The organism is Microbispora sp. CA-102843 (assembly GCF_050936215.1).
Lineage (GTDB): Bacteria > Actinomycetota > Actinomycetes > Streptosporangiales > Streptosporangiaceae > Microbispora.
This window is the reverse complement of sequence record NZ_JBNJNF010000001.1, coordinates 7,594,494-7,613,691: the sequence shown is the minus strand read 5'-3', so window position 1 is coordinate 7,613,691 and position 19,198 is coordinate 7,594,494. Positions and strand designations below refer to the sequence as shown.

16 protein-coding genes are annotated in these 19,198 nt (G+C 72.2%); 9 read left to right on the top strand and 7 right to left on the bottom strand.

What is annotated here, in order from left to right; all coding sequences use genetic code 11:
- Positions 1-51: 51 nt before the first annotated feature.
- On the top strand, positions 52-2,325 hold the full coding sequence (locus ACQEVJ_RS35215; RefSeq protein WP_433108698.1) for an ABC transporter permease: 2,274 nt from the start codon (positions 52-54) through the stop codon (positions 2,323-2,325).
- Positions 2,326-2,329: 4 nt separating this feature from the next.
- On the opposite strand, the gene treS is transcribed toward ACQEVJ_RS35215, so the two are convergent.
- Together treS and ACQEVJ_RS35205 are read right to left on the bottom strand one after the other, a co-directional pair.
- Positions 2,330-4,081, bottom strand: a complete 1,752-nt coding sequence (gene treS / locus ACQEVJ_RS35210; protein WP_433108696.1) for a maltose alpha-D-glucosyltransferase — start codon at positions 4,079-4,081, stop codon at positions 2,330-2,332.
- Between the two features lie 209 nt (positions 4,082-4,290).
- Positions 4,291-5,979 carry an asparagine synthetase B family protein gene (locus ACQEVJ_RS35205; RefSeq protein ID WP_433108694.1) on the bottom strand — a complete coding sequence of 563 codons (1,689 nt, stop codon included), beginning with the start codon at positions 5,977-5,979 and terminating at the stop codon, positions 4,291-4,293.
- 201 nt (positions 5,980-6,180) lie between these two features.
- On the opposite strand from ACQEVJ_RS35205, the gene ACQEVJ_RS35200 reads away from it, so the two are divergent.
- Both ACQEVJ_RS35200 and ACQEVJ_RS35195 read left to right on the top strand, forming a co-directional pair.
- Complete coding sequence (locus ACQEVJ_RS35200) at positions 6,181-6,660, top strand: hypothetical protein (protein WP_433108692.1); 480 nt, start codon at positions 6,181-6,183, stop codon at positions 6,658-6,660.
- Between the two features lie 299 nt (positions 6,661-6,959).
- A complete protein-coding gene (locus tag ACQEVJ_RS35195) occupies positions 6,960-8,981 on the top strand; it encodes a glycosyltransferase (RefSeq protein ID WP_433108690.1) in 2,022 nt (673 codons plus the stop codon).
- A 26-nt stretch (positions 8,982-9,007) separates the two neighbouring features.
- Here the strand turns inward: ACQEVJ_RS35195 and ACQEVJ_RS35190 are convergent, their stop codons facing one another.
- On the bottom strand, positions 9,008-9,934 hold the full coding sequence (locus ACQEVJ_RS35190) for a zinc-binding dehydrogenase (protein ID WP_433108688.1): 927 nt from the start codon (positions 9,932-9,934) through the stop codon (positions 9,008-9,010).
- A gap of 128 nt (positions 9,935-10,062) precedes the next feature.
- Between ACQEVJ_RS35190 and ACQEVJ_RS35185 the strand changes: the two genes are divergently transcribed.
- From ACQEVJ_RS35185 to ACQEVJ_RS35170, 4 genes are all read left to right on the top strand, one after another.
- Positions 10,063-10,731 carry a TetR/AcrR family transcriptional regulator gene (locus ACQEVJ_RS35185; RefSeq protein ID WP_433108686.1) on the top strand — a complete coding sequence of 223 codons (669 nt, stop codon included), beginning with the start codon at positions 10,063-10,065 and terminating at the stop codon, positions 10,729-10,731.
- Positions 10,728-11,450 (top strand): anticodon-binding protein, encoded by a 723-nt coding sequence (locus tag ACQEVJ_RS35180; RefSeq protein ID WP_433108684.1) that lies wholly within the window; start codon positions 10,728-10,730, stop codon positions 11,448-11,450. Before ACQEVJ_RS35185 ends, ACQEVJ_RS35180 begins: the two co-directional genes overlap by 4 nt.
- 128 nt (positions 11,451-11,578) lie before the next feature.
- Positions 11,579-12,985 (top strand): diaminopimelate decarboxylase, encoded by a 1,407-nt coding sequence (gene lysA / locus ACQEVJ_RS35175; RefSeq protein WP_433108682.1) that lies wholly within the window; start codon positions 11,579-11,581, stop codon positions 12,983-12,985.
- Between the two features lie 42 nt (positions 12,986-13,027).
- Positions 13,028-14,335 (top strand): homoserine dehydrogenase, encoded by a 1,308-nt coding sequence (locus ACQEVJ_RS35170; protein ID WP_433108680.1) that lies wholly within the window; start codon positions 13,028-13,030, stop codon positions 14,333-14,335.
- Between the two features lie 77 nt (positions 14,336-14,412).
- Here the strand turns inward: ACQEVJ_RS35170 and ACQEVJ_RS35165 are convergent, their stop codons facing one another.
- Complete coding sequence (locus tag ACQEVJ_RS35165) at positions 14,413-15,546, bottom strand: Vgb family protein (RefSeq protein ID WP_433108678.1); 1,134 nt, start codon at positions 15,544-15,546, stop codon at positions 14,413-14,415.
- Positions 15,547-15,703: 157 nt separating this feature from the next.
- Positions 15,704-16,270, bottom strand: coding sequence for a hypothetical protein (locus tag ACQEVJ_RS35160; protein WP_433108676.1), 567 nt, complete (start codon positions 16,268-16,270; stop codon positions 15,704-15,706).
- Positions 16,271-16,554: 284 nt separating this feature from the next.
- Between ACQEVJ_RS35160 and ACQEVJ_RS35155 the strand changes: the two genes are divergently transcribed.
- Together ACQEVJ_RS35155 and ACQEVJ_RS35150 are read left to right on the top strand one after the other, a co-directional pair.
- Positions 16,555-17,151, top strand: a complete 597-nt coding sequence (locus tag ACQEVJ_RS35155) for a hypothetical protein (protein WP_433108674.1) — start codon at positions 16,555-16,557, stop codon at positions 17,149-17,151.
- On the top strand, positions 17,144-18,166 hold the full coding sequence (locus ACQEVJ_RS35150) for a peptidase (RefSeq protein WP_433108673.1): 1,023 nt from the start codon (positions 17,144-17,146) through the stop codon (positions 18,164-18,166). The genes ACQEVJ_RS35155 and ACQEVJ_RS35150 overlap by 8 nt, the downstream gene beginning before the upstream one ends.
- Before the next feature lie 47 nt (positions 18,167-18,213).
- On the opposite strand, the gene ACQEVJ_RS35145 is transcribed toward ACQEVJ_RS35150, so the two are convergent.
- Both ACQEVJ_RS35145 and ACQEVJ_RS35140 read right to left on the bottom strand, forming a co-directional pair.
- Positions 18,214-18,576: a GntR family transcriptional regulator gene (locus ACQEVJ_RS35145; protein ID WP_433108671.1), complete on the bottom strand. Its 363-nt coding sequence runs from the start codon at positions 18,574-18,576 to the stop codon at positions 18,214-18,216.
- Positions 18,570-19,031: a hypothetical protein gene (locus ACQEVJ_RS35140; RefSeq protein ID WP_433108669.1), complete on the bottom strand. Its 462-nt coding sequence runs from the start codon at positions 19,029-19,031 to the stop codon at positions 18,570-18,572. The genes ACQEVJ_RS35145 and ACQEVJ_RS35140 overlap by 7 nt, the downstream gene beginning before the upstream one ends.
- Between the last annotated feature and the right edge of the window lie 167 nt (positions 19,032-19,198).

The window sequence follows — 19,198 nt, the reverse complement described above, 5'->3', positions numbered from 1 at the left end:
GGCCACACGTCCGACGAGTTCGGAAAGCCCGGACCGGCACGAGGGGGCCGCTTGATCACGACGAGGACCGCCGAGCTGCGGTGGATCCGCGCGGACCTGCGGGCGCGCCGTGGCCAGGCCGCGCTCACGGTCCTCGCGGTGGCGGGGATCGTCACCGCCCTGATCATCGCGGCCACGCTGCTGGAGGACGGCACCAACCCCTGGCGCGGCCTGTTCGAGCGCAGCAACAGCGCGCACATCTGGATCCACAGCAAGGACGTCCCCGACGTCTCCGCGCTGCGCCGCCTGAACGGCGTGACCGACGTCGCCGGGCCCTACCGCAGCGCGCCCGCCACGCTGGTCGCCCGCGGCCGGCGGGTGCCGATCACCCTGCAGGAGACGCCGGCGGCCCTCCCCGCCGTGGCCCGCCCGCTCCTGCGTGAGGGCCGCTGGCTCGACGTGCGCACCCCGAACGGCGTGGTCGTCGAACGGTCGTTCGCCCGCGCTCTCGACCTGAGACCGGGCAGCCCGTTCACCGTCACCGGACTGAACGGCGCGACCCACACGCTGACCGTCGCCGGGCTGGCGGAAAGCGGTGACCAGGGGTTCTATCCGGAGTGGACCCCGGGCCTGGCCTGGACGCTCGCGCAGACGCTGAGCGTGGTCGAGCCCGCGCCCGGCCGCACCGAGACCGTGACCGGGCTGCGACTGGCCGACCCCGCCGCCACCGATCTCGTCGTCCAGAGGGCCGTCTTCACGCTGCGCAACCAGGTGCAGCGGGTGACGACCTGGCGCGAGGTGCGGGCCTCCATGGAACTGGACAACCGGCTGCTCGGCCTGTTGCTCGCGCTGTTCGGCGGCGCGGGCCTGGTCGCCGCCGCGCTGGCGCTCGCCAACGCCGCCGGAGGCCGGGTGCTGATCCAGTTGCGCGACATCGCCACTCTCAAGTCGCTCGGGTTCACCCGGGGCCAGGTGGTCCGGATGCTCGTCGCCGAGCACGGCACGCTCGGGTTGCTCGGCATCGCCGCCGGCGCGGTCGTCGCCCGGCTGATCACGGCGTACGCCATGGGGGAGACGGTCGTCGTGCCGCTGTCGGCCGGCCCCCTCGCCGCGATCATCGTGGGGACGTCGCTGATGGTGCTGGTGGCGGTGCTGATCCCGGCCTGGCGCGGCGGGCGCACCCCGCCGATCCCGGCCGCCCCGGCGGCGCCGCCGCGCGGGCACCTGTCGCGGCTGGCCCGGGTCGCCCTGCTCGTACGGCTGCCGCCCGCGCTCGTCCTCGGCGCCAGGGACGCCTTCACCCGCAGGACGCCCGCCGCGCTGACGGTGTGCGGCGTCGCCATCCCGATGATGATGATCGCGATCGGGCTCGGCTGCTGGACGACCCTGGACGACTTCATCCGCCACCCGGAGAGCGTGGGCCAGGCGGCGGCCCTGACCATCCGGCCGGGCGAGCTGACCGCCGAGGAGGCGCGCCAGCGCGCGATGGCCGATCAGGACGTGGTCGCGGCCTACCCGGGCGCCGAACTCGACGCGCTCGTCCCCTGGCAGACGAGGACCGTGCGGACCAGGGCCCTCGGCCTGTCCTCCGACCCGTACCCCTTCCCGGTGGTGGAGGGCCGGATGTTCGCCGACCGGGGCGAGGCGGTCGCCGGGCAGGGCCTGCTCGACCTCCTCGGCGTACAGATCGGCGACCGGGTCCGCATGACGATCGGGGGCACCCCGCTGATCGTGCGGATCGTGGGCCGGGTGGTCGAGCCCGAGCAGGACGGCGAGGTGCTGTCGTTCGGGGTGGACAGCCTGGCGGCCAAGGACGCGCTGCCGCCCCAGTTCTACGCCCTGGTGCTGCGGCCGGGTGCCGACGCGGCCCAGGTGCGCGCCCGCCTGCAGGGGCAGGGGCTGGAGGTGGCCCAGGCCGTGAACCCGGCCGACCGGCTTGCGGTCATCCGGGTGATCATCGTCGCGCTGGTCGCCGTGCTGGCCCTGATCGGGCTGGCCAGCCTGCTGACGGCCAGCGCGCTCGGGCTGCGCGACCACGTCTTCGACCTGGCCGTGCTCAAGGCGATGGGCCTGACTCCCCGCCAGGTGATGGCCACGCTGGTCACCGCCACCGGCCTGCCCGCGGCGGTGGGGGTCGTGCTGGGGGCCGCGGCGGGGGCGTCCTGGTCGCGGTGGCTGATCGACCTGGAGGGCCGGGGCAGCGGCGTCGGCGCCGGCATCGGCCGCGCCCCGACGCCCGGCATGCTCACCGCGACCCTCCTGATCGCGATCGGCGCCGCGTTGCTGGTGGCGCTGATCCCCGCCAGGCGGGCGGCGCGGGCACAGGTGCCCGTCACCGCCCGCTGAGCCTTCAGGCGTCCGGGGACCTCCGCAGGGACAGCCAGTAGAAGCCGTAGCCCGGCAGGGTGAGCAGGTAGGGCAGGTCGCCGACCTTCGGGAAGGAGACGCCGCCGCGGCACTCGACCGGGGTGACCCCGGCGAAGCGCCGCAGGTCGAGCTCGACCGGCTGGGCGAAGCGCGACAGGTTGTTGACGCACAGGACCACGTCGTCGCCCTCCTCCCGGAGGAAGGCCAGCACGCTCGGGTTCGGCGACCACAGCTCGGTGTAGCTGCCGGTGCCGAAGATCGGGTGCTCCCGCCTGATCTGCAGCATCCGCCGGGTGAAGTGGAGCAGCGACGACTCGCTCTTGGTCTGGGCCTCGACGTTGACCGACTGGTAGCCGTACACCGGGTCCATGACTATCGGCAGGTACAGCCGGCCGGGGTCGGCGCCGGAGAACCCGGCGTTGCGGTCTGGGGTCCACTGCATCGGCGTGCGGACCGAGTCGCGGTCCTCCAGCCAGATGTTGTCGCCCATGCCGATCTCGTCGCCGTAGTACATGACCGGCGAGCCCGGCATGCTGAGCAGCAGCGCGGTGAACAGCTCGATCTGGTCCCTGTCGTTCTCCAGCAGGGGGGCCAGGCGCCGCCGGATGCCGAGGTAGGCGCGCATGCGCGGGTCCTTGGCGTACTCCGCGTGCATGTAGTCACGCTCCTCCTCCGTCACGGTCTCGAGCGTCAGCTCGTCGTGGTTGCGGAGGAAGATGCCCCACTGCGCGCTTTCCGGCAGCTTGGGGGTGCGCGACATGATCTCGGAGATCGGCTCGCGGCTCTGCCGGCGCACGGCCATGAAGATGCGCGGCATCAGCGGGAAGTGGAAGGCCATGTGGCACTCGTCGCCGCCCGTGGTGGGGTCGCCGAAGTACTCGACCACGTCCTCGGGCCAGCCGTTGGCCTCGGCGAGCAGCACCCGGTCGGGGTAGAGCCGGTCCACCTCTGCCCGGATCTTCTTGAGGTAGTCGTGCGTCTCCGGCAGCCCGGCGCAGGAGGTGCCCTCGCGCTCGAACAGGTACGGCACCGCGTCCAGCCGGAACCCGTCCACACCGAGGTCGAGCCAGAAGCGGAGGACCTCAATCATCGCTTCCTGGACGGCCGGGTTGTCGTAGTTCAGATCGGGCTGGTGGTGAAAGAACCGATGCCAGTAGTACTGCTTGCGCACCGGGTCGTACGTCCAGTTCGATTCCTCGGTGCCCACGAAGACGATGGGGACGCCCGAGTATTTGTCCGGGTCGTCCGACCAGACGTAGAAGTCTCCGTACGGGCCGTCCGGGTCGGTGCGGGACGCCTGGAACCACGGGTGCTGGTCGCTGGTGTGGTTCATGACCAGGTCGGTGATGACCCGCAGGCCACGCTCGTGCGCGGCCTCGATCAGCTTCACGAAGTCCCCGAGATCCCCGAACTCCGGAAGGATCTTGAGGTAGTCGGAGATGTCGTAGCCGCCGTCCTTGAGCGGGGACTCGTAGAGCGGCAGCAGCCAGAGGCAGTCGACCCCGAGCCAGTTGAGGTAGTCGAGCTTCTCGATCAGCCCGCGCAGGTCGCCGGTGCCGTCGCCGTTGGAATCCTTGAAGCCGCGGACCAGTACCTCGTAGAAGACCGCGCGCTTGTACCAGCGCGGGTCCTGAGAGGTGAAGTCGGTGATCTCCGGCAGATCGCCGGAGGACGCACCAGTGGAGGCGCCGAACGACCCGGGAACAGGGTCAGGGCAGGGCGCAGCAGCGTTCATCTGGATCTCGCTTGAGGAAAGAGGGAGCGCGTTGTCAGGTCACACCCGAGCTTTGAAGCTCACGCCATGATGTTTGGCTCTATTTGACCAAAACTACCACTAGAAGTGGTCTGACCGAAAAGGCTGACGCCGGTCTGACATGCAGTTTTTACCTGTTTTCAAGTGATCACGTACTGCTACCGCACAGACGCGCCCCACGACTGTGCGGGCTACCCGCCCGACGGCGCCGACCAGGGCGGGGTGAGGTCGCCGAGCACGTCCTCGTAGTCGGCCAGCCACGCCCCGAACGCCACCAGGGCGCGCAGCCAGAACCGCGAGTTCCACGACCCGAAGGCCGTCAGCGCGTCCGGCCCGCCGGCGATCGCGTCCAGCATCTGGGGCGACATCAGCCCGGGGATCCGCGCGGCCTTGACCAGCATCCGGTGGTTCCACTCGCGGGCGACCGGCCCGTTCGAGCGCAGCGGCACCCGGCGGTTCGGCATCAGTGGGGTGTTGGTCGAGGGCAGCGCCGCCACGCGGGGGTTGGCGGCCCGGAGGACCTCCCGGTAGAACTTGCCGCCCTCCTTGCGGGCGACCGGCACCGACAGCGCCGCGTCGAAGAACTCCGGGTGCAGGAACGGGAAGACCGGGGTCGCCTCGGGGCCGACGAGGTTGACCGGAGACCGGGCGATGCCCCGCACGGTCCGGGTGTGGAGCACGCTCAACGGGAGCTCGGCCCGGTGCCCGTGCAGCATGGAGGTCGCCCGGGTGAACGCCGTACGGACCCGGTCGTCCATCCACGCGGAGGCGGCCTCGCCGAGCACGGGGATGTGGGCGTCGCCGGTCGCCAGTGCCTTCAGCAGCGCCTCGCGGCGGGACGCGCCGGTCCCCGCGCCGACGGCGTCCGCCGTGATCAGGAAGTTCTTCATCAGCGGGCCGCCCGCCAGGCCGTCCACCAGCGCCCGGCCCGCGCCGTGGACCTCGCGGGCGAAGGGGGAGTACCACGCGTGGTGGCTGGTGAGGAACTCCAGGCGCCGGGCCGCCCACAGCGCCTCCTGCGGGTAGGCGGCCGGCTCCTGCGGCATGATCCGATGCGGGATGCCCAGCTCACGGGTGATGTAGCGGGCGAAGTCGATGTCGTTGTCCAGCCCGTCGTCTGGACTGGTGGTCCACGACTCGACGTCCATCTTCCTGTCCATCGCCACGCTGGCCAGCAGTCGCGAGTCGTAGCCGCCACTCACCGGCACCAGCACCCGCTCGTACGGCTTGAGCGCGTCGTGCAGCAGCGCGACCAGATCGTGGCCCGTGACGCCCCGGTCCACCGGCTCCTCCCGCACCCAGCGCGGGGCCCGCCGGTCGACCCGCAGCCTGCGCTCGCGGCGCGACCAGGTCAGCGCGGTCGCGCCGGGCAGGCGCCGGATCTGGCGGTACGGCGTGTCCTCGAGCAGCGGGTAGGTGAGCGTGAGGATCGCCGCCCACGCCTCCCAGTTCACCTCGTACGGCCGCCGGGCCAGCGCGAGGAGCGGCTCGATCAGCGAGGAGAAGTAGACGGCGTCGCCGTCCTGGAGGTAGTAGACGTCGACCAGGCCGAGACCGCCCGTGTGCAGGCTCACCGTGTCGGGCTCGTCCACCAGGCCCGGGGTCTCGTACGTCTCCGCGACCCGCAGCCACGCGTTCGCCCGGGGCTCGCCCCCCGTCTCCGGCAGCCGGCCGCCCCATGCGTAGGCGGTCGCCCTCTCATCCGTGGCGTACGGCGCCAGGGGAGCCGACGTGAGCAGCGCGGCCTCCGGGGCCGTGTGCACGGCCTGGACGGCGGGCCCCGACCGCGCCAGCAGGTCGAGTGTTGCCTGCTGGAAGGGCCCGACGGCCCCGCAGACGTACGGCCTGGCCTGGAATCGCGGCCACTCACCCTTGCGCACGGTTTGCCCTCCCTTGAACCCCAGCCGAGTCTACGGACCTCCCAGCCGCCCAAGGGACCGGAGCGTGTCACAGCCGCCGACGAGAGCGCCGTCGGATGGCGGCTGTAACGAAACGGTTTCCTCCGTTTGCGGCGGCCTGCCGGACTGGTGAGATCGAAGCAGACCTGATTGACGGGGGAAACGGTAAGAGGTGTGGCTTTGATGAAAGCGGTCCTGCGCCTCATCCTGGTGCTTGCCGTGACGTCCGGTCTCGCCGGCTGCGTGCAGAACCAGGTAGGGAATGTGGGGCTGACGCGATCGCAGGACGGTGGCCTGAGCGTGTCCGTCGCCTGGTGCGGAAGGACGCCTCACCTGCTGACCGTGACCATTCTGGTGCACGAGTCCTGGAAGCGTGTCGCCAAGTTCAGCACAACGCGGGTCGGGAAGGGTTCCGTGACGCTCGACCTCGATTCGCCGTCGTCGGACTGGAGATTAGTTTCAGGCGATCCTCATCTCCGTCCCGGTGTTACCTACTACGTCGAGGCCAGTCCTGATGGGGGGAAGGAGGCGATCGTGGGCCAGCTCACCTTCAAGCTGGAAGATGCGGCCTCACTCCGGCCCGGCCAGGTGTACATCGGCGACAAGGACGATCTGTACACCTGGAACGAGTTCCTCGAGAGTGCGAATCACTTGTGCGCCTGAACCCCGCCGATTCTCCGGCACCGCCGGCAGCGGGCACCGCGCTCACAGACAGGTGACGATGGCATTTCCGCAGGTAGAGCTGCCTCAACGGTCGCATGATCGCTGGTTGTTTGGTCGCTGGCCTTGTGGCGAATCGGTCGCAGGGGCCGCGATGATCTGGCCGGGGTCTCGCTGGGCGGTGGGTCGCCGGGGATGCGGCGGACGAGATGGACGAGGTCTCACCTCTGCCTGAGAGCGATCAGGGCGTTCTGCGAATATTGTGACTCTGGTCCTGAAGGTCTACCGCGGAGTCACCCCCTATGAGCGAGGTAAGCGAGCCGGCAGCCGGACAGCCCGAGCGGAGCGACCCGGCGGCGCTGCGGCAGGCGCTGGCAGAGGCGGTGGAGCGGGCGTCCGGCGCGGCGGAGCTCGCCCGGCTGATCACCGACTACCAGCGGCGGCTGGAGGAGGTGGCGCGCTCGGAGGCCGAGGCCCTGACCAGGATGCGTGAGGCCGAGGCGCGGCTGAAGACGGTCGAGCGGCAGAAGGCGCAGCTCGCCAAGCAGCTCGCGGAGCAGAAGTACCAGACCGAGGTCGCCAACTGGAAGCTCGCCTCGCTCCAGGACAGCCGGTGGAGCAAACTCGGCGACGCGATCCACAGCAAGAACCCCGGCACGGTGGCCAGGACGCTCAAGGCGCCGGTCAGGAAGCGCCCCGCGCCCAAGCGCTCGGACTTCAAGCCCGAGATCCCCGCCGCCCCCGAGGTGAAGGCGGCCCCCGCCGCGCCCGAGCCCAGGGCCCCGCAGGTCTCCGCGCCGCTCGCCGAGTCGTTCGCGGTCCCCAAGGGCCCGACGGCCCGGCCGTACATGACGGTCGCTGCGATCGTGGACCGGCAGACCGAGGCGCTGCTGCGGTACGAGTGGCGGCTGGTGACCAACTTCGGCCCGGACAACTGGGAGGCCATGCTCGACCAGCAGCGGCCGCACGTGCTGTTCGTCGAGTCCGTACAGCCCGGCCCCTGGCAGGGCAACGGCGGGCGCTGGCTGGAGGCGCTGGCCGGGGAGACGCGCGCGCTGCGCGACCTGGTGGCGGCCTGCCACAAGCGGGGGGTCAAGACGGTCTTCTGGCACTCCGGCGGCTCGGTGTCGCGGGCGGTGCCGGCGGCCGAGCACTTCGAGTACGTGCTGGCCACCACCGAGGCCCGGGCCCGCGAGTGGCGCTCGGCGCTGCGGCACGACCGGGTCGGCGTGTTCCCGCACGCGATCCAGCCCCGCGTGCACAACCCCATCCCCGCCGAGGGCGGCAGGACCGGGGAGATCGTCACCCTCGGCACGGTCACCCCTCCGGCCGGCGGTGCGGCGTGGCAGCAGCTGGCGGGGCAGGGCGACGACACGACGACGTACGACGACGTGCTGACGGCCTACCGGCAGCCGGCCCTGGTGATCGCGGGCGCCGACGCCGAGCCGCGGGTGATAGGGGAGGTCGCGGCCTGCGGCACCCCGGTGCTCCAGGTGCGGGCCGGGGCCAAGGGCGAGGAGATCCTCGCTGCGGCCGAGATCCTCATGGCCGACGCCGGACGGCTGGACAGGGAGGCCCATCTCGCCTGGCGGGCCCGCACCGGCGTCACCCCGCTGCTCGACCCGATCCTCGACACCCTCGGCGTGCCGAGCGTGCGGGGCAGCGGTGTGATCTCGGCGATCACCGCCATCTCCGACCCGGCGGAGCTGGACCGCCTGCTCGCCCAGGTCACCCGTCAGATCGAGCGGCCCGGCCAGATCGTGATCGTGGCGGACGGCCTGGACACGGGCCTGGTGGACAAGACGGTCCGCCAGGCGTGCTCCGACCTCGACGTCGTGGTCCGCGCCACGGAGGAGCCGGTCACCCGGGGCGCCGCCCTCGACCGCGCGATCAGGCTCGCCGACGGCGACTACGTGGCCGTGCTCGACGCCAGGGACCTGTACGGCGAGCACTACCTGGCCGACCTCGTGCGGCACTTCGCCTCCACCGACGCCGAGGTGCTGGGGAAGGCGTCGTTCTACGCCCACCTGCCGGCGACCGGCGCGACCCTGCTGCGCCAGCCGGGGGCCGAGCACCGGTTCCTGCCCGAGGTGGCCGGCGGCACCGTCCTGGCCCGCCGTCAGATCCTCACCGACCTCGGCTTCGCCGACGTCTCCGAGGAGTGGGGCGAGGTCCTGATGCGGCAGTGCCGTACGGACGGGGTGCGGGTCTACTCGGCCGACCGCTACTCCTACGTCTGCGTCCGCGACTCCGCGGAGGGCTCGCTGCTCGGCTCGGCGCGTATGGAGGGATACGTCCCGGCCGAACCCCTCGCCCTGCTCTGATCACTCCAGTCTGATCACTCCGGGAGTCACCCGAGGTCGAGCACGGCCTTGCCGTGGAGGCGGCGGCCGAGAAGGAGCGCCACCGCCTCCTGCGCCTTCTCCCAGCCGCCGCGCCAGGAGATCCCCGGATCGAGACGGCCGGACGCGACCTGCCCGGCGAGCCAGGTGAGGTCGGGAGCGAGCCCGCCGCAGGCGAGCAGGAAGAACGTGACCATCGAACGGTCATGACCCTTGTCGCCGAAGAGCGCGCCGAACGGGAAGGTCTCCGGCTCGCCGGTCACGTGCCCGACGGCCACCAGGGTGCCGCCCTCGGCCAGCCTGTCGTACGCCTCCACGAGCAGGCGCCCACCCACCACGTCGATCACGCCGTGCACCGGGTCGCCGAGGGCGGACGGCCGGTCCACCACCTCGTGCGCGCCGAGCGCCCGAAGGCCGTCGCCGTGCGCCCCGGGATCGCCGGTGGACGCGACCACATGGGCCCCGCCGAGCCGGGCCAGTTGCACGGCGTACCTGCCGACCCCGCCGGTGGCGCCGGTGACGAGCACCCTCCTGCCGAGGATGGGGCCGAGCCGGTGCAGGGCGCGCAGCGCGCTGGTGGCGGCCACCGGGATCGTGCTCATCGCGCCGAGGTCGGCGTTCTCCGGGAGCGTGCCGATCAGAGAGGTGTCCACGGCGCGATACTCGGCCCACGCGCCGTCGACGCCGAGCGTCACGACGGGGGTTCCCGCGGCGGGGCCGGATCCGTCGGCGGCGGCCCGTTCGACCACCCCGGCCGCGTCCCATCCCGCGACGGAGCCGTCAGGGGCGTTCTCGATGCCGGAACTGACCTCGCCGTAGTTGAGCGAGGTCGCGGTCACCCGCACCAGTGCCTGATGAGGGGCGGGCTCGGGGTCCGGAGCCTCGCCGAGCCTCAGGCCGGCGGGCGCGGACCTGTCGACGAGCAGAGCGCGCATGGGATGTCCCTTCGTTGAAAGGTGCCACTCGGTTGCCACTCGGTGGCGAAATCATCGAGGGCGCTCACTATGCCACTCAGTGGCATATGCCATCAAGGAGCATCTCGCGCCCGGCTAGACTGACCGCGATGACCACCACAGCCGTCCCGGCCGACCAGCTCCCCCTGCGCGAGCGCAAGAAGCTGCGCACCCGCCGGGCGCTGGTCGACGCGGCCCTGGAACTGTTCACCGAGCGGGGTTTCGAGGGAACGACCCTCGACGATCTGTGTGCGGCCGTGGAGATCTCCAAGCGCACCTTCTTCCGCAACTTCGGCAGCAAGGAGGACGTCGCGCTGACGCCCACGCAGGACATGTGGGTGGCGTTCCTCGACGAGCTGGAGCGGTGGGAGCCCGACGCCGGACGCCCCGTCATCGAGGTGGTGCAGGACTGCCTGCTCGCCGCCGTCGGCCGGATGGCCTCCGACGGCTGGGCGCGCCAGGTCCGGCTCAGCGAGCGGCTGGCCGCGCGGACCCCCTCGGTGGGGGCGCAGGGTCTGCACTTCTGCGACCGCACCACCCGTGAGGCGCTCGCGATCATGCGCCGTCGCCTCGACCTGGGCGGCGCGGACGACCTGCGGACGAGGCTCGTGCTCGACATGCTCGTCGCGGCCTGGCACGGCGCCCTTCAGTCCTGGACGTCCATGCCGGGCGAGCCCACGTCCGCGGATCTGGCCGCGCGCCTGCGTGAGGCGTTCGCCGCGATCCCCGGGTGCCTCACGCTGACCGCCGCGCCGAAGGACGGCCCGGCCGCGCCATGATCATGGAGGCGCTCCGCGACGTGCTCGGCGCGCCGCCCGTGCCCCAGGGGTCGTGGGAGCGGGAGGCGCGGTTCGTCTCCACCGCTGCGCTGCGGGGGACGGCGGAGCCCGCGGGCGAGGCGGCCGAGCGGCTGGCCGTACGGCTGCGCGCGGTGCCAGGGGTGCGGCGCGTGGACGTCCGGCCGAACGGTTTCCTGGTCATCGGCGTCGCCACGCCGGGAGAGATCGTCCACGACGTCCTGGCCGCCCCGCTCGCCGTGTCCCCACCGGCAAAGGGTTCCCCGCCGGCGACGGGCCCGGAAGCGGGCGCTGCGGCGCCGTGGCCCGACTTCCCGCGCACCTGGGACAACCCCGGTTTCGCCGTCCGGTACGCGTACGTGCGGGCGGGAGCCGTACAGCGATGGGCGCGCGACCTCGGCGTGCCGACCGGCGCGGCGGCACGGCCCGAGCTGCTCGACGGCCCGTTCGACCGGGCCGTGCTGCGGGTCCTGGCCGAGCTGCCGAGCAGGAGGGAGAGTCGCGATCCGGGATGGGCGGCGTACCTCGAACGGCTGGCCGAGGTCTACCACGCAGCGGTCGAGCGCGCGTCCCCGATCCCCAGGGGCGACGAGGCACCGTCGGAGGTCCACGCGGCCCGGGTGCGGATGGGGGAGGCGGTGCGCCGGGTGCTCGGCGAGGGGCTGGCGGAGCTCGGTGTCGCCCCGCCCGGCAAAATCTGAACAAAACCATCGGATGGCTGAAAGTGCTGTCGCCGATGACCTGCGGATCTGAATATCTTCCGTCCGGTCCGTCTCGCAGGATGAACAGCGGGCGCGAGTGAATCTCAGGGTCGGCTAGCCTCGTTCGGGTGAGTCGATTCGCCCATCCCGCCGGCGACCTGCACGCCGCCTCAACGATCGTCGCCGTGACCGCCGGGCACCCCGAGGAGCGTCCGCCGCACGTGTCCGCCGACCTCAACGCGCTCGAACCGGCCATCTGGCCGCGAACGTCCGGCAGGGCCGACGGTGCCGTCACGATCGGCGGAATCGACGTGCGCGACCTGGCGAAGGAGTTCGGCACGCCTCTGTACGTCATCGACGAGGAGGACTTCCGCTCACGCTGCCGCGAGTACCGGTCCGCCTTCCACGACGGCGAGGTCCACTACGCCGCCAAGGCGTTCCTGTGCCGCGAGATCGCCCGCTGGATCGACCAGGAGGGCCTCGGCCTCGACGTGTGCAGCGCCGGCGAGCTCGCCGTGGCGCTCAGCGTGGGCTTCCCGCCCGAGCGGATCACGATGCACGGCAACAACAAGTCGCTCGCCGAGCTGGAGAAGGCCGTCCAGGCCGGCGTGGGCCACATCGTGGTCGACTCGTACGAGGAGATCGCCCGCCTCGGCTTCCTCGCCGACGAGCACGGCGTGCGGCCGAAGGTGATGATCCGGGTGACCGTGGGCGTCGAGGCGCACACCCACGAGTTCATCGCGACCGCTCACGACGACCAGAAGTTCGGCCTGTCGCTGAGCAGCGGCGCCGCCGCCGAGGCGGTGCGGCGCATCCTCGCGCTGCCGCAGCTCGAACTGGTCGGCCTGCACTCCCACATCGGGTCGCAGATCACCGACACCGGCGGTTTCGAGGTCGCGGCCCGCCGCCTGGCCCGGCTGCTGGTCGAGATCAAGGAGGAGCACGACGTGGTGCTCCCCGAGCTGGACCTCGGCGGCGGATACGGCATCCCCTACGTCGTGGGCGATGAGTCCCTGGACGTCAAGGTCATCGCGGACGGCCTGCGGGAGATCGTCACGAAGGTGTGCGAGTCGGCCGGACTGCCGGTGCCGCGCCTCACGGTCGAGCCGGGCCGCTCGATCGCCGGAGTATCCGGCGTGACCCTTTACGAGGCCGGTACGGTCAAGGACGTGGAGGGCCTGCGCACCTACGTGAGCGTCGACGGCGGCATGAGCGACAACATCCGCACCGCCCTGTACGGCGCCGATTACACGGCCGTGCTCGCCTCCCGCGTGAGCCAGGCGGCGCCGATGCTGTCGCGCCTGGTCGGCAAGCACTGCGAGAGCGGCGACATGGTCGTGCGCGACCTGTACCTGCCGGGCGACCTGGCCCCCGGCGACCTGATCGCCGTCGCCGGCACCGGCGCCTACTGCCGGTCGCTGGCCAACAACTACAACTATCTGCCCAAGCCCGCCGTCGTCGCGGTGTCCAACGGCCAGGCGCGGGTCATCATCCGCAGAGAGACCGAGGACGACCTGCTCAGGGGGCAGCTGTGAGCGGCCGTCCCGGACAGTCCGGCGGCGAAGCGAGGAGGGGTCGTGAGTAAAGCCAAACCGGCGCTCAGGGTCGCGCTGCTGGGCTGCGGCGTCGTCGGGGCGCAGGTCGTGCGTTTGCTCCGCGAACAGGCCGACGATCTGGCCGCCCGCGTCGGCGCCCCGCTGGAGCTGGCCGGCGTCGCCGTGCGCAGGCTGGGGCGCAAGCGGGACATCGACGTGGACCCCGCCCTGCTCACGACCGACGCGGAGGCCCTGGTCACCCGCGACGACGTGGACATCGTCGTCGAGGTGATCGGCGGGATCGAGCCCGCCAGGTCGCTGATCCTCGCCGCCATGGCGCACGGCAAGTCCGTGGTGAGCGCCAACAAGGCGCTGCTGGCCGAGGACGGCGCGACGATCCACAGGGCCGCCCGCGAGAACGGCGCCGACCTGTACTTCGAGGCGAGCGTCGCCGGGGCGATCCCGCTGCTGCGCCCGCTGCGCGAGTCGCTGGCCGGCGACCGGGTGCGCCGCGTGCTGGGCATCGTCAACGGCACCACCAACTACATCCTCGACAAGATGGACTCCACCGGCGCCTCGTTCAACGACGCCCTGGAGGAGGCCCAGGCGCTCGGGTACGCCGAGGCCGACCCCACCGCCGACGTCGAGGGCTTCGACGCCGCCGCCAAGGCGGCGATCCTGGCCGGCATCGCCTTCCACAGCCGGGTGACGGCCGCCGACGTGCACCGCGAGGGCATCACGGAGATCACCGCGGCCGACGTGGCCTCGGCCAAGGGCATGGGGTACGTCATCAAGCTGCTGGCCATCTGCGCCCGCTCCGACGACGGCCGGTCGGTCGGCGTCCGGGTGCACCCCGCCATGATCCCGAGGTCGCACCCCCTGGCCGGTGTGCGCGAGGCGTACAACGCCGTCTTCGTGGAGGCCGAGTCGGCCGGGCGGCTGATGTTCTACGGCGCGGGCGCGGGCGGCGCGCCCACCGCCAGCGCCGTGCTGGGCGACATCGTCGCCGTGGCGCGCAACCGCATCGCCGGCACCCGCGGGCCGGAGGAGTCGACGTACGCCGACCTCAAGGTCCACCCGATGGGCGACAGCGTCACCCGCTACCACGTGTCGCTGGACGTCGCGGACAAGCCCGGTGTGCTCGCCCGGGTGGCCGACATCTTCGCCAGGCACGACGTGTCGATCCAGACGGTGCGGCAGGAAGGGCGCGGCGACGACGCCCAGCTCGTGCTGGTGACCCACCGGGCCAGCGACGCCGCCCTGTCGGGCACGATCAAGGACCTGCGCGATCTGAACATCGTCCGCGCGGTCGCGAGCGTCATGCGGGTCGAGGGCGACGACACGCCCTGACGCCGAGAGCGGCGGCTACAGCTGAAGGCACTCCCGGGTGTTCCACCCGGGAGTGCCTGTTGCCGCCTGCCGTCGGTCTAAAGGGTGATCTTCGCGATCTGGCTGACGTAGTTCTCGGTGAGCCAGACGTTGTCGTCGGGCCCACTGGTGATGTCGAAGGGCCCGGCGAGGCTGGTCGGCATGTTGTACTCGATGATGATCCCCGCGGTGGTGACGCCGGCCGCCGCGTTGCCGAGTTGCTCGGTCACCCACAGCCTGCCGTCGGAGCCGCTGGTGATGCCCCAGGGGAAGGCGTTGGGGTCGTCCAGTGAGTACTCGGTGAAGTCGCCGTCCGTGGTGACGGAGCCGACCTTCCCATTGGCGTCGGCATACCACAGGTCGCCGTCCGGCCCGGTGGTGATCCCTATGGGCGTCGCCCCCGAGGAGGGGATGGCGAACTCGGTGATGTCCCCGTCCGGGGTGATACGGCCGATCTTGCCGACGAACGATTCGGTGAACCACAGGTTGCCGTCGCGCCCGGTCGTGATCCGCATCGGGTAGGCGTCACTGGTCGGCAGGGTGTACTCCGTGATGGTCCCCGAGGTGGTGATCCGCCCGATCTTGTTGCCGATCGTCTCGACGAACCACAGGGCGCCGTCGGGGCCCACGGTGATGCCCCAGGGGTAGGACCCCGCGTCGGGCAGCGCGTACTCGGTGACGACACCGGAGGTGATGATCCGCCCGATCTTGCCGCCGTTCGCCTCGGTGAACCACAGGGCGCCGTCCGGTCCGGTGGTGATGTGCCCCGGCTCGGCGTCGTCGGTCGGCACGGCGTACTCCGTGAAGTCGCCGTCAGTGGTGACGCGTCCGATGTTGCCGGCGTAGTTCTCGGTGAACCACAGGGCGCCGTCGGGACCCGAGGTGATGCCGACGGGCCCGGCCGTATTGGTCGGGGTGTCCATCTCCGAGACCGTGGGGACCCGCGCCGCGTCGCCGGAGCCGGACGACCTGGCGGGCGGGCGCGGCGGGTGGACGGGACACCGCATGTGCCGGTGCTCCGGCATCCGCTTCAGCTTCTGGCAGATTCGCACCAACGGCGGCGGCGGCTTCGGGCGCTCGCCAGGCGCGGCGGCGGCACCGGCGGGCAGGCCGTTGAGCAGGGGCGCGGCCGTGGCCAGGGCCAGCGCCATCGCCGCGAGCGGGCGGCGGAGGTGTCGTGAGAAGCGGGGCATGGCATTCCTTCGGCTGAGGAGCGACACGAGAAGCCGGCCGGAAGCCGCACCGCCGGCCCGGCGGGCCTCACTATGTCCGACCTGCCTGACCGGCCGCCGATCCGCCGCGTCCGTGGCGGGTCACGGGACCCCCAACTCCTGCGTGGATCGAGGGCGGTCAGGCGACCGAGTGAGTGATGGTCCCTGTGTAGACACCGGCGGCGGCGTTGGCCGGGATGGTGATGACCAAAGTGGGCTGCCAGTTCGTCGACATCGGCCCCACCGTCTTGCGCCCACTGAAGGCGGTCACCGGCGAGCTGAGAGGCACCTGCTGAGCCGCGGTGAGCTGGCCGGGGTTGCGGGTGCCGGCACCGGACGACCCGGTGACCGGCCCGGACCAGTAGGCGACGTTCGCGGTCGTGATGGTCTGCGTGGGCGTGCCGCTGCCGGTGGTGAAGTTCGTGGCCGACACGGTCGCCGTCCAGGACAGAACTCCGGGCCGGAAGTCGGCCACGGTCACGGTGCCCATCGAGGCGCTGATCGCGCTGCTCCGGGAGCCGCTGCCGAGGTTCACCGAGCCGGGCACGGTGATCGTCAGCGTGTCGTCCCGCAGGGGGACCAGCGTCATTCCCGTGCCGGCCCGCGCCGCCGGCGCGAGGCCGGGCACGGCGGGCGGTGCGACCGGCAGAGCGATCGACGCGGCCAGCGCCGCCGTCACTGTCGCGCCCGCACCGACCTGCCGCACGTATGGCCTTCCTCGTCGCCGTGCCGTCGTTCCGCCGCGGCGCGGCCGATCTTGCCTGTGAACGACCCACGGCAGGCTAGGGCACGGGGGTGGCCTGTCGCTGTCGCCGCGCCGGGACCCTACGCAACCGTGGACATCGGGCCCCGCGTCTCCGCCGGTCGTCATCTGATCACAAAGGGTGTCCAGACGCCGGCGGAACAACCCTGTCGTACGCCTCGGACCGGCCAGGATGTCACCGACCGCGGCCCTTACGGGGCAATCGCATCCACGGAGGAGATCGGCAGATGGGCAAGAGGAGTGTCGCCGCGCCGTCGGCGGGTGTCGCGGGACTGGCGCTGGTCGCGGCGCTCACGATCGCGTCCACGGTGTCGCCCGCCGGAGCGGCCACCTGCCCGGCGTCGACCACCTGTCCCACCACCGTCACCTTCACCGTCAACGCCCCCGACGGCCTGACGATCACCGTGCCCGACGGTCCGGTGAACATCGGCAGCGGCGCTCCGGGAGGCCAGATCAGCGGCCTGCTGGGTCCGGTCACGGTGTCCGACCAGCGCGCCGCGCTCACCGCGACGTGGGTGGCCACGGTGTCGGCCGCTTCTGGGGGCTTCACCACCGGCGGCGGCACGGCCGCCGAGACCGTTCCCAACACCGCGGTCCTCTACTGGTCCGGCGCGGCGACGGCCACGACCGGCACCGGCACCTTCGTGCCGGGGCAGGCGAACGCGGCGGCCGCCCAGTCGCTGGACCAGACCCGCACCGCGTTCAGCAAGACGAGCGGCTCCGGCGACAACTCCGCGACGTGGGACCCGACCATCGTCGTCAACGTCCCCGCCCAGGCCGTGGCAGGCACCTACACCGGCACGGTGCACCACTCCGTTGCCTGACCGTTCGGCCCGCAGGGTCATCGCCTCCGGCCTGCTCGCGATCGTGCTGCACGCGGCGGTCGTCGCACCCGCGGCGGCCGCCGGCGACGCACACCGGCACCGCCCGGAGAGGTTCGGCATCCGGCTGCTGGAGATCCCCGAGAACCGCCTGGACGACCCGCGCTCACACGCGTTCATCGTCGACCATGTGAATCCCGGCACGACGTTCACCCGGCGTCTCGAGGTCTTCAGCACCTCGTCCCAACGCCAGCACGTGAACCTGTATCCCGCCGCGGCCCGGGTCGGTGACGCGGGCTTCACGTTCGCCCCCGCGCGTACCGCCAACGAGCTGACCTCCTGGATCACGCTCGACCGGACGGCGGTGGACCTGCCGCCGCACGGCCACGTCCCGGTGACGGCCACCGTCGCGGTGCCGCCCACGGCTTCCAAGGGCGAGCGCTACGCCGTCATCTGGGCGGAGATCTCCTCGGCCTCGCCCGGCCCGTCGGGCAACATCGCGCTCGTCAACCGGGTGGGCGTCCGCACCTACCTTGACGTGGGCCCGGGCGGCGAACCGCCGACGAGCTTCAGGATCGGCGAGGTGACCGCCGGGCGCACCGACGACGGGCAGCCGCGGCTGGTGGCCGAGGTCGGCAACACGGGGGAGCGCGCCGTCGACCTGGAGGGCGAGGTGCGGCTGTCGGAGGGGCCGAGCGCGCTCAGCGCCGGGCCGTTCCGCAGCACCCGCGCCACCACCCTGCCTCCCGGCGGCCACGGTCAGGTGACCGTCCTGCTGGGCCACGACCTGCCCGCCGGGCCCTGGAGGTTCCGGCTCACCCTGCGCAGCGGCCGCGTCAGCCGTACGTCCACCGGGGCGATCACCTTCCCGGCGGCCGGAGAACGGGCGGCGGCGGAGGACGACCCCAGCGTGCCGGTCCTCGCCGCCTGCGCCGCGGCGGCCGTCGCCGCCGCGGTCCTCCTTGTCGTGAGCCTGCGCCGGTTCCGCCGCCGCCCCCTGGACGGCGAAGCGGCCTGACCGGCCCGGCGTCGCGGTCGGCGTCGATACGGCGGGCGAGGGGCCGATCAGCGCTCGGCCAGGGCTCTGCGGACCGCGTCGAGGGCCTCCTCCTCCGAGGCCCCGAGGTGGCGGACCGCGCCGGCGAACTCCTCGGCCGCCTCGCGCAGGCGCAGGCGACCCCCCTCGGCGCCGAGCTCTGTGATCGTCGCCGCACGGCCCCGGCGCAGCTCGACCAGGCCCTCGTCGCGAAGCTGCTGGTAGCCGCGCAGCACCGTGTGCAGATTGATGCCGAGCGCGGCGGCGACGGCGCGCGCTGAGGGCAGTTTGTCGCCGGGGACCGCCGCGCCCCTGGCGACCGCCGCGCGCACCGAGGCCGCCACCTGGTCGGCCAGGGGCTGGGCGGAGGACGGATCGACGACGATCAGCACCCGGCGCCTCCCCTGGCGCGGGCGAGGGACGCGTTGACCAGCGCGGCGGCCGTCTCGGCGTCCCGGGTCGAGTACAGGAACTCCCGGCCGTCGGTGAGCCGGAGGGCCAGCACCGGACCACGGCCGCTCACGTATCCCCATCCCCTGCTGCCGCCGATCATGCCGCCGGTGCGCATGCCGGACGTGCGCGGTCGCACCGAGGCGAACAGCACCTGGTCGTACGGTACAGGCGAGCGCGGATGCCAGGCGGACACGGCGTACACGGCTCGCTGGGCCGGCGCGAGCGGCAGCAGGGGCACCCCCGGGGGCGGTGCGGTGCGCGCGCCGGGCGCGGGTGGCAGGGGACCCGACAGCCACCAGCCCGCGGCGCCTCCGAGAAGGGTGAGGGCGATTTCGGCCGGAACCTCCCACGCCGGCAGGGCCGCGGGCCCCGCGGAGTCGATCAGCGCCGTCACTGCTACACCGTCCCCGCCGCGATGGAGTCCCCACTGAGATCTCGTACGGTGGAGCCCGGCATGTCCGGAACGGATGGCTTCACGAGGCCGGCGGGGCAATGACTCGATCGGATAACGGCCTGCCGATCCGTGCGTCCGTGCGTGTTCGATGTCCTTGGTGTGGCCGA

Excerpts from the sequence above, each read along its gene's own strand:
- treS (WP_433108696.1), bottom strand. The coding sequence starts at position 4,081 with ATGAACGCTGCTGCGCCCTGCCCTGACCCTGTTCCCGGGTCGTTCGGC.
- ACQEVJ_RS35200 (WP_433108692.1), top strand. The coding sequence starts at position 6,181 with ATGAAAGCGGTCCTGCGCCTCATCCTGGTGCTTGCCGTGACGTCCGGT.
- ACQEVJ_RS35195 (WP_433108690.1), top strand. The coding sequence starts at position 6,960 with ATGAGCGAGGTAAGCGAGCCGGCAGCCGGACAGCCCGAGCGGAGCGAC.
- ACQEVJ_RS35190 (WP_433108688.1), bottom strand. The coding sequence starts at position 9,934 with ATGCGCGCTCTGCTCGTCGACAGGTCCGCGCCCGCCGGCCTGAGGCTC.
- ACQEVJ_RS35185 (WP_433108686.1), top strand. The coding sequence starts at position 10,063 with ATGACCACCACAGCCGTCCCGGCCGACCAGCTCCCCCTGCGCGAGCGC.
- ACQEVJ_RS35180 (WP_433108684.1), top strand. The coding sequence starts at position 10,728 with ATGATCATGGAGGCGCTCCGCGACGTGCTCGGCGCGCCGCCCGTGCCC.
- ACQEVJ_RS35165 (WP_433108678.1), bottom strand. The coding sequence starts at position 15,546 with ATGCCCCGCTTCTCACGACACCTCCGCCGCCCGCTCGCGGCGATGGCG.
- ACQEVJ_RS35155 (WP_433108674.1), top strand. The coding sequence starts at position 16,555 with ATGGGCAAGAGGAGTGTCGCCGCGCCGTCGGCGGGTGTCGCGGGACTG.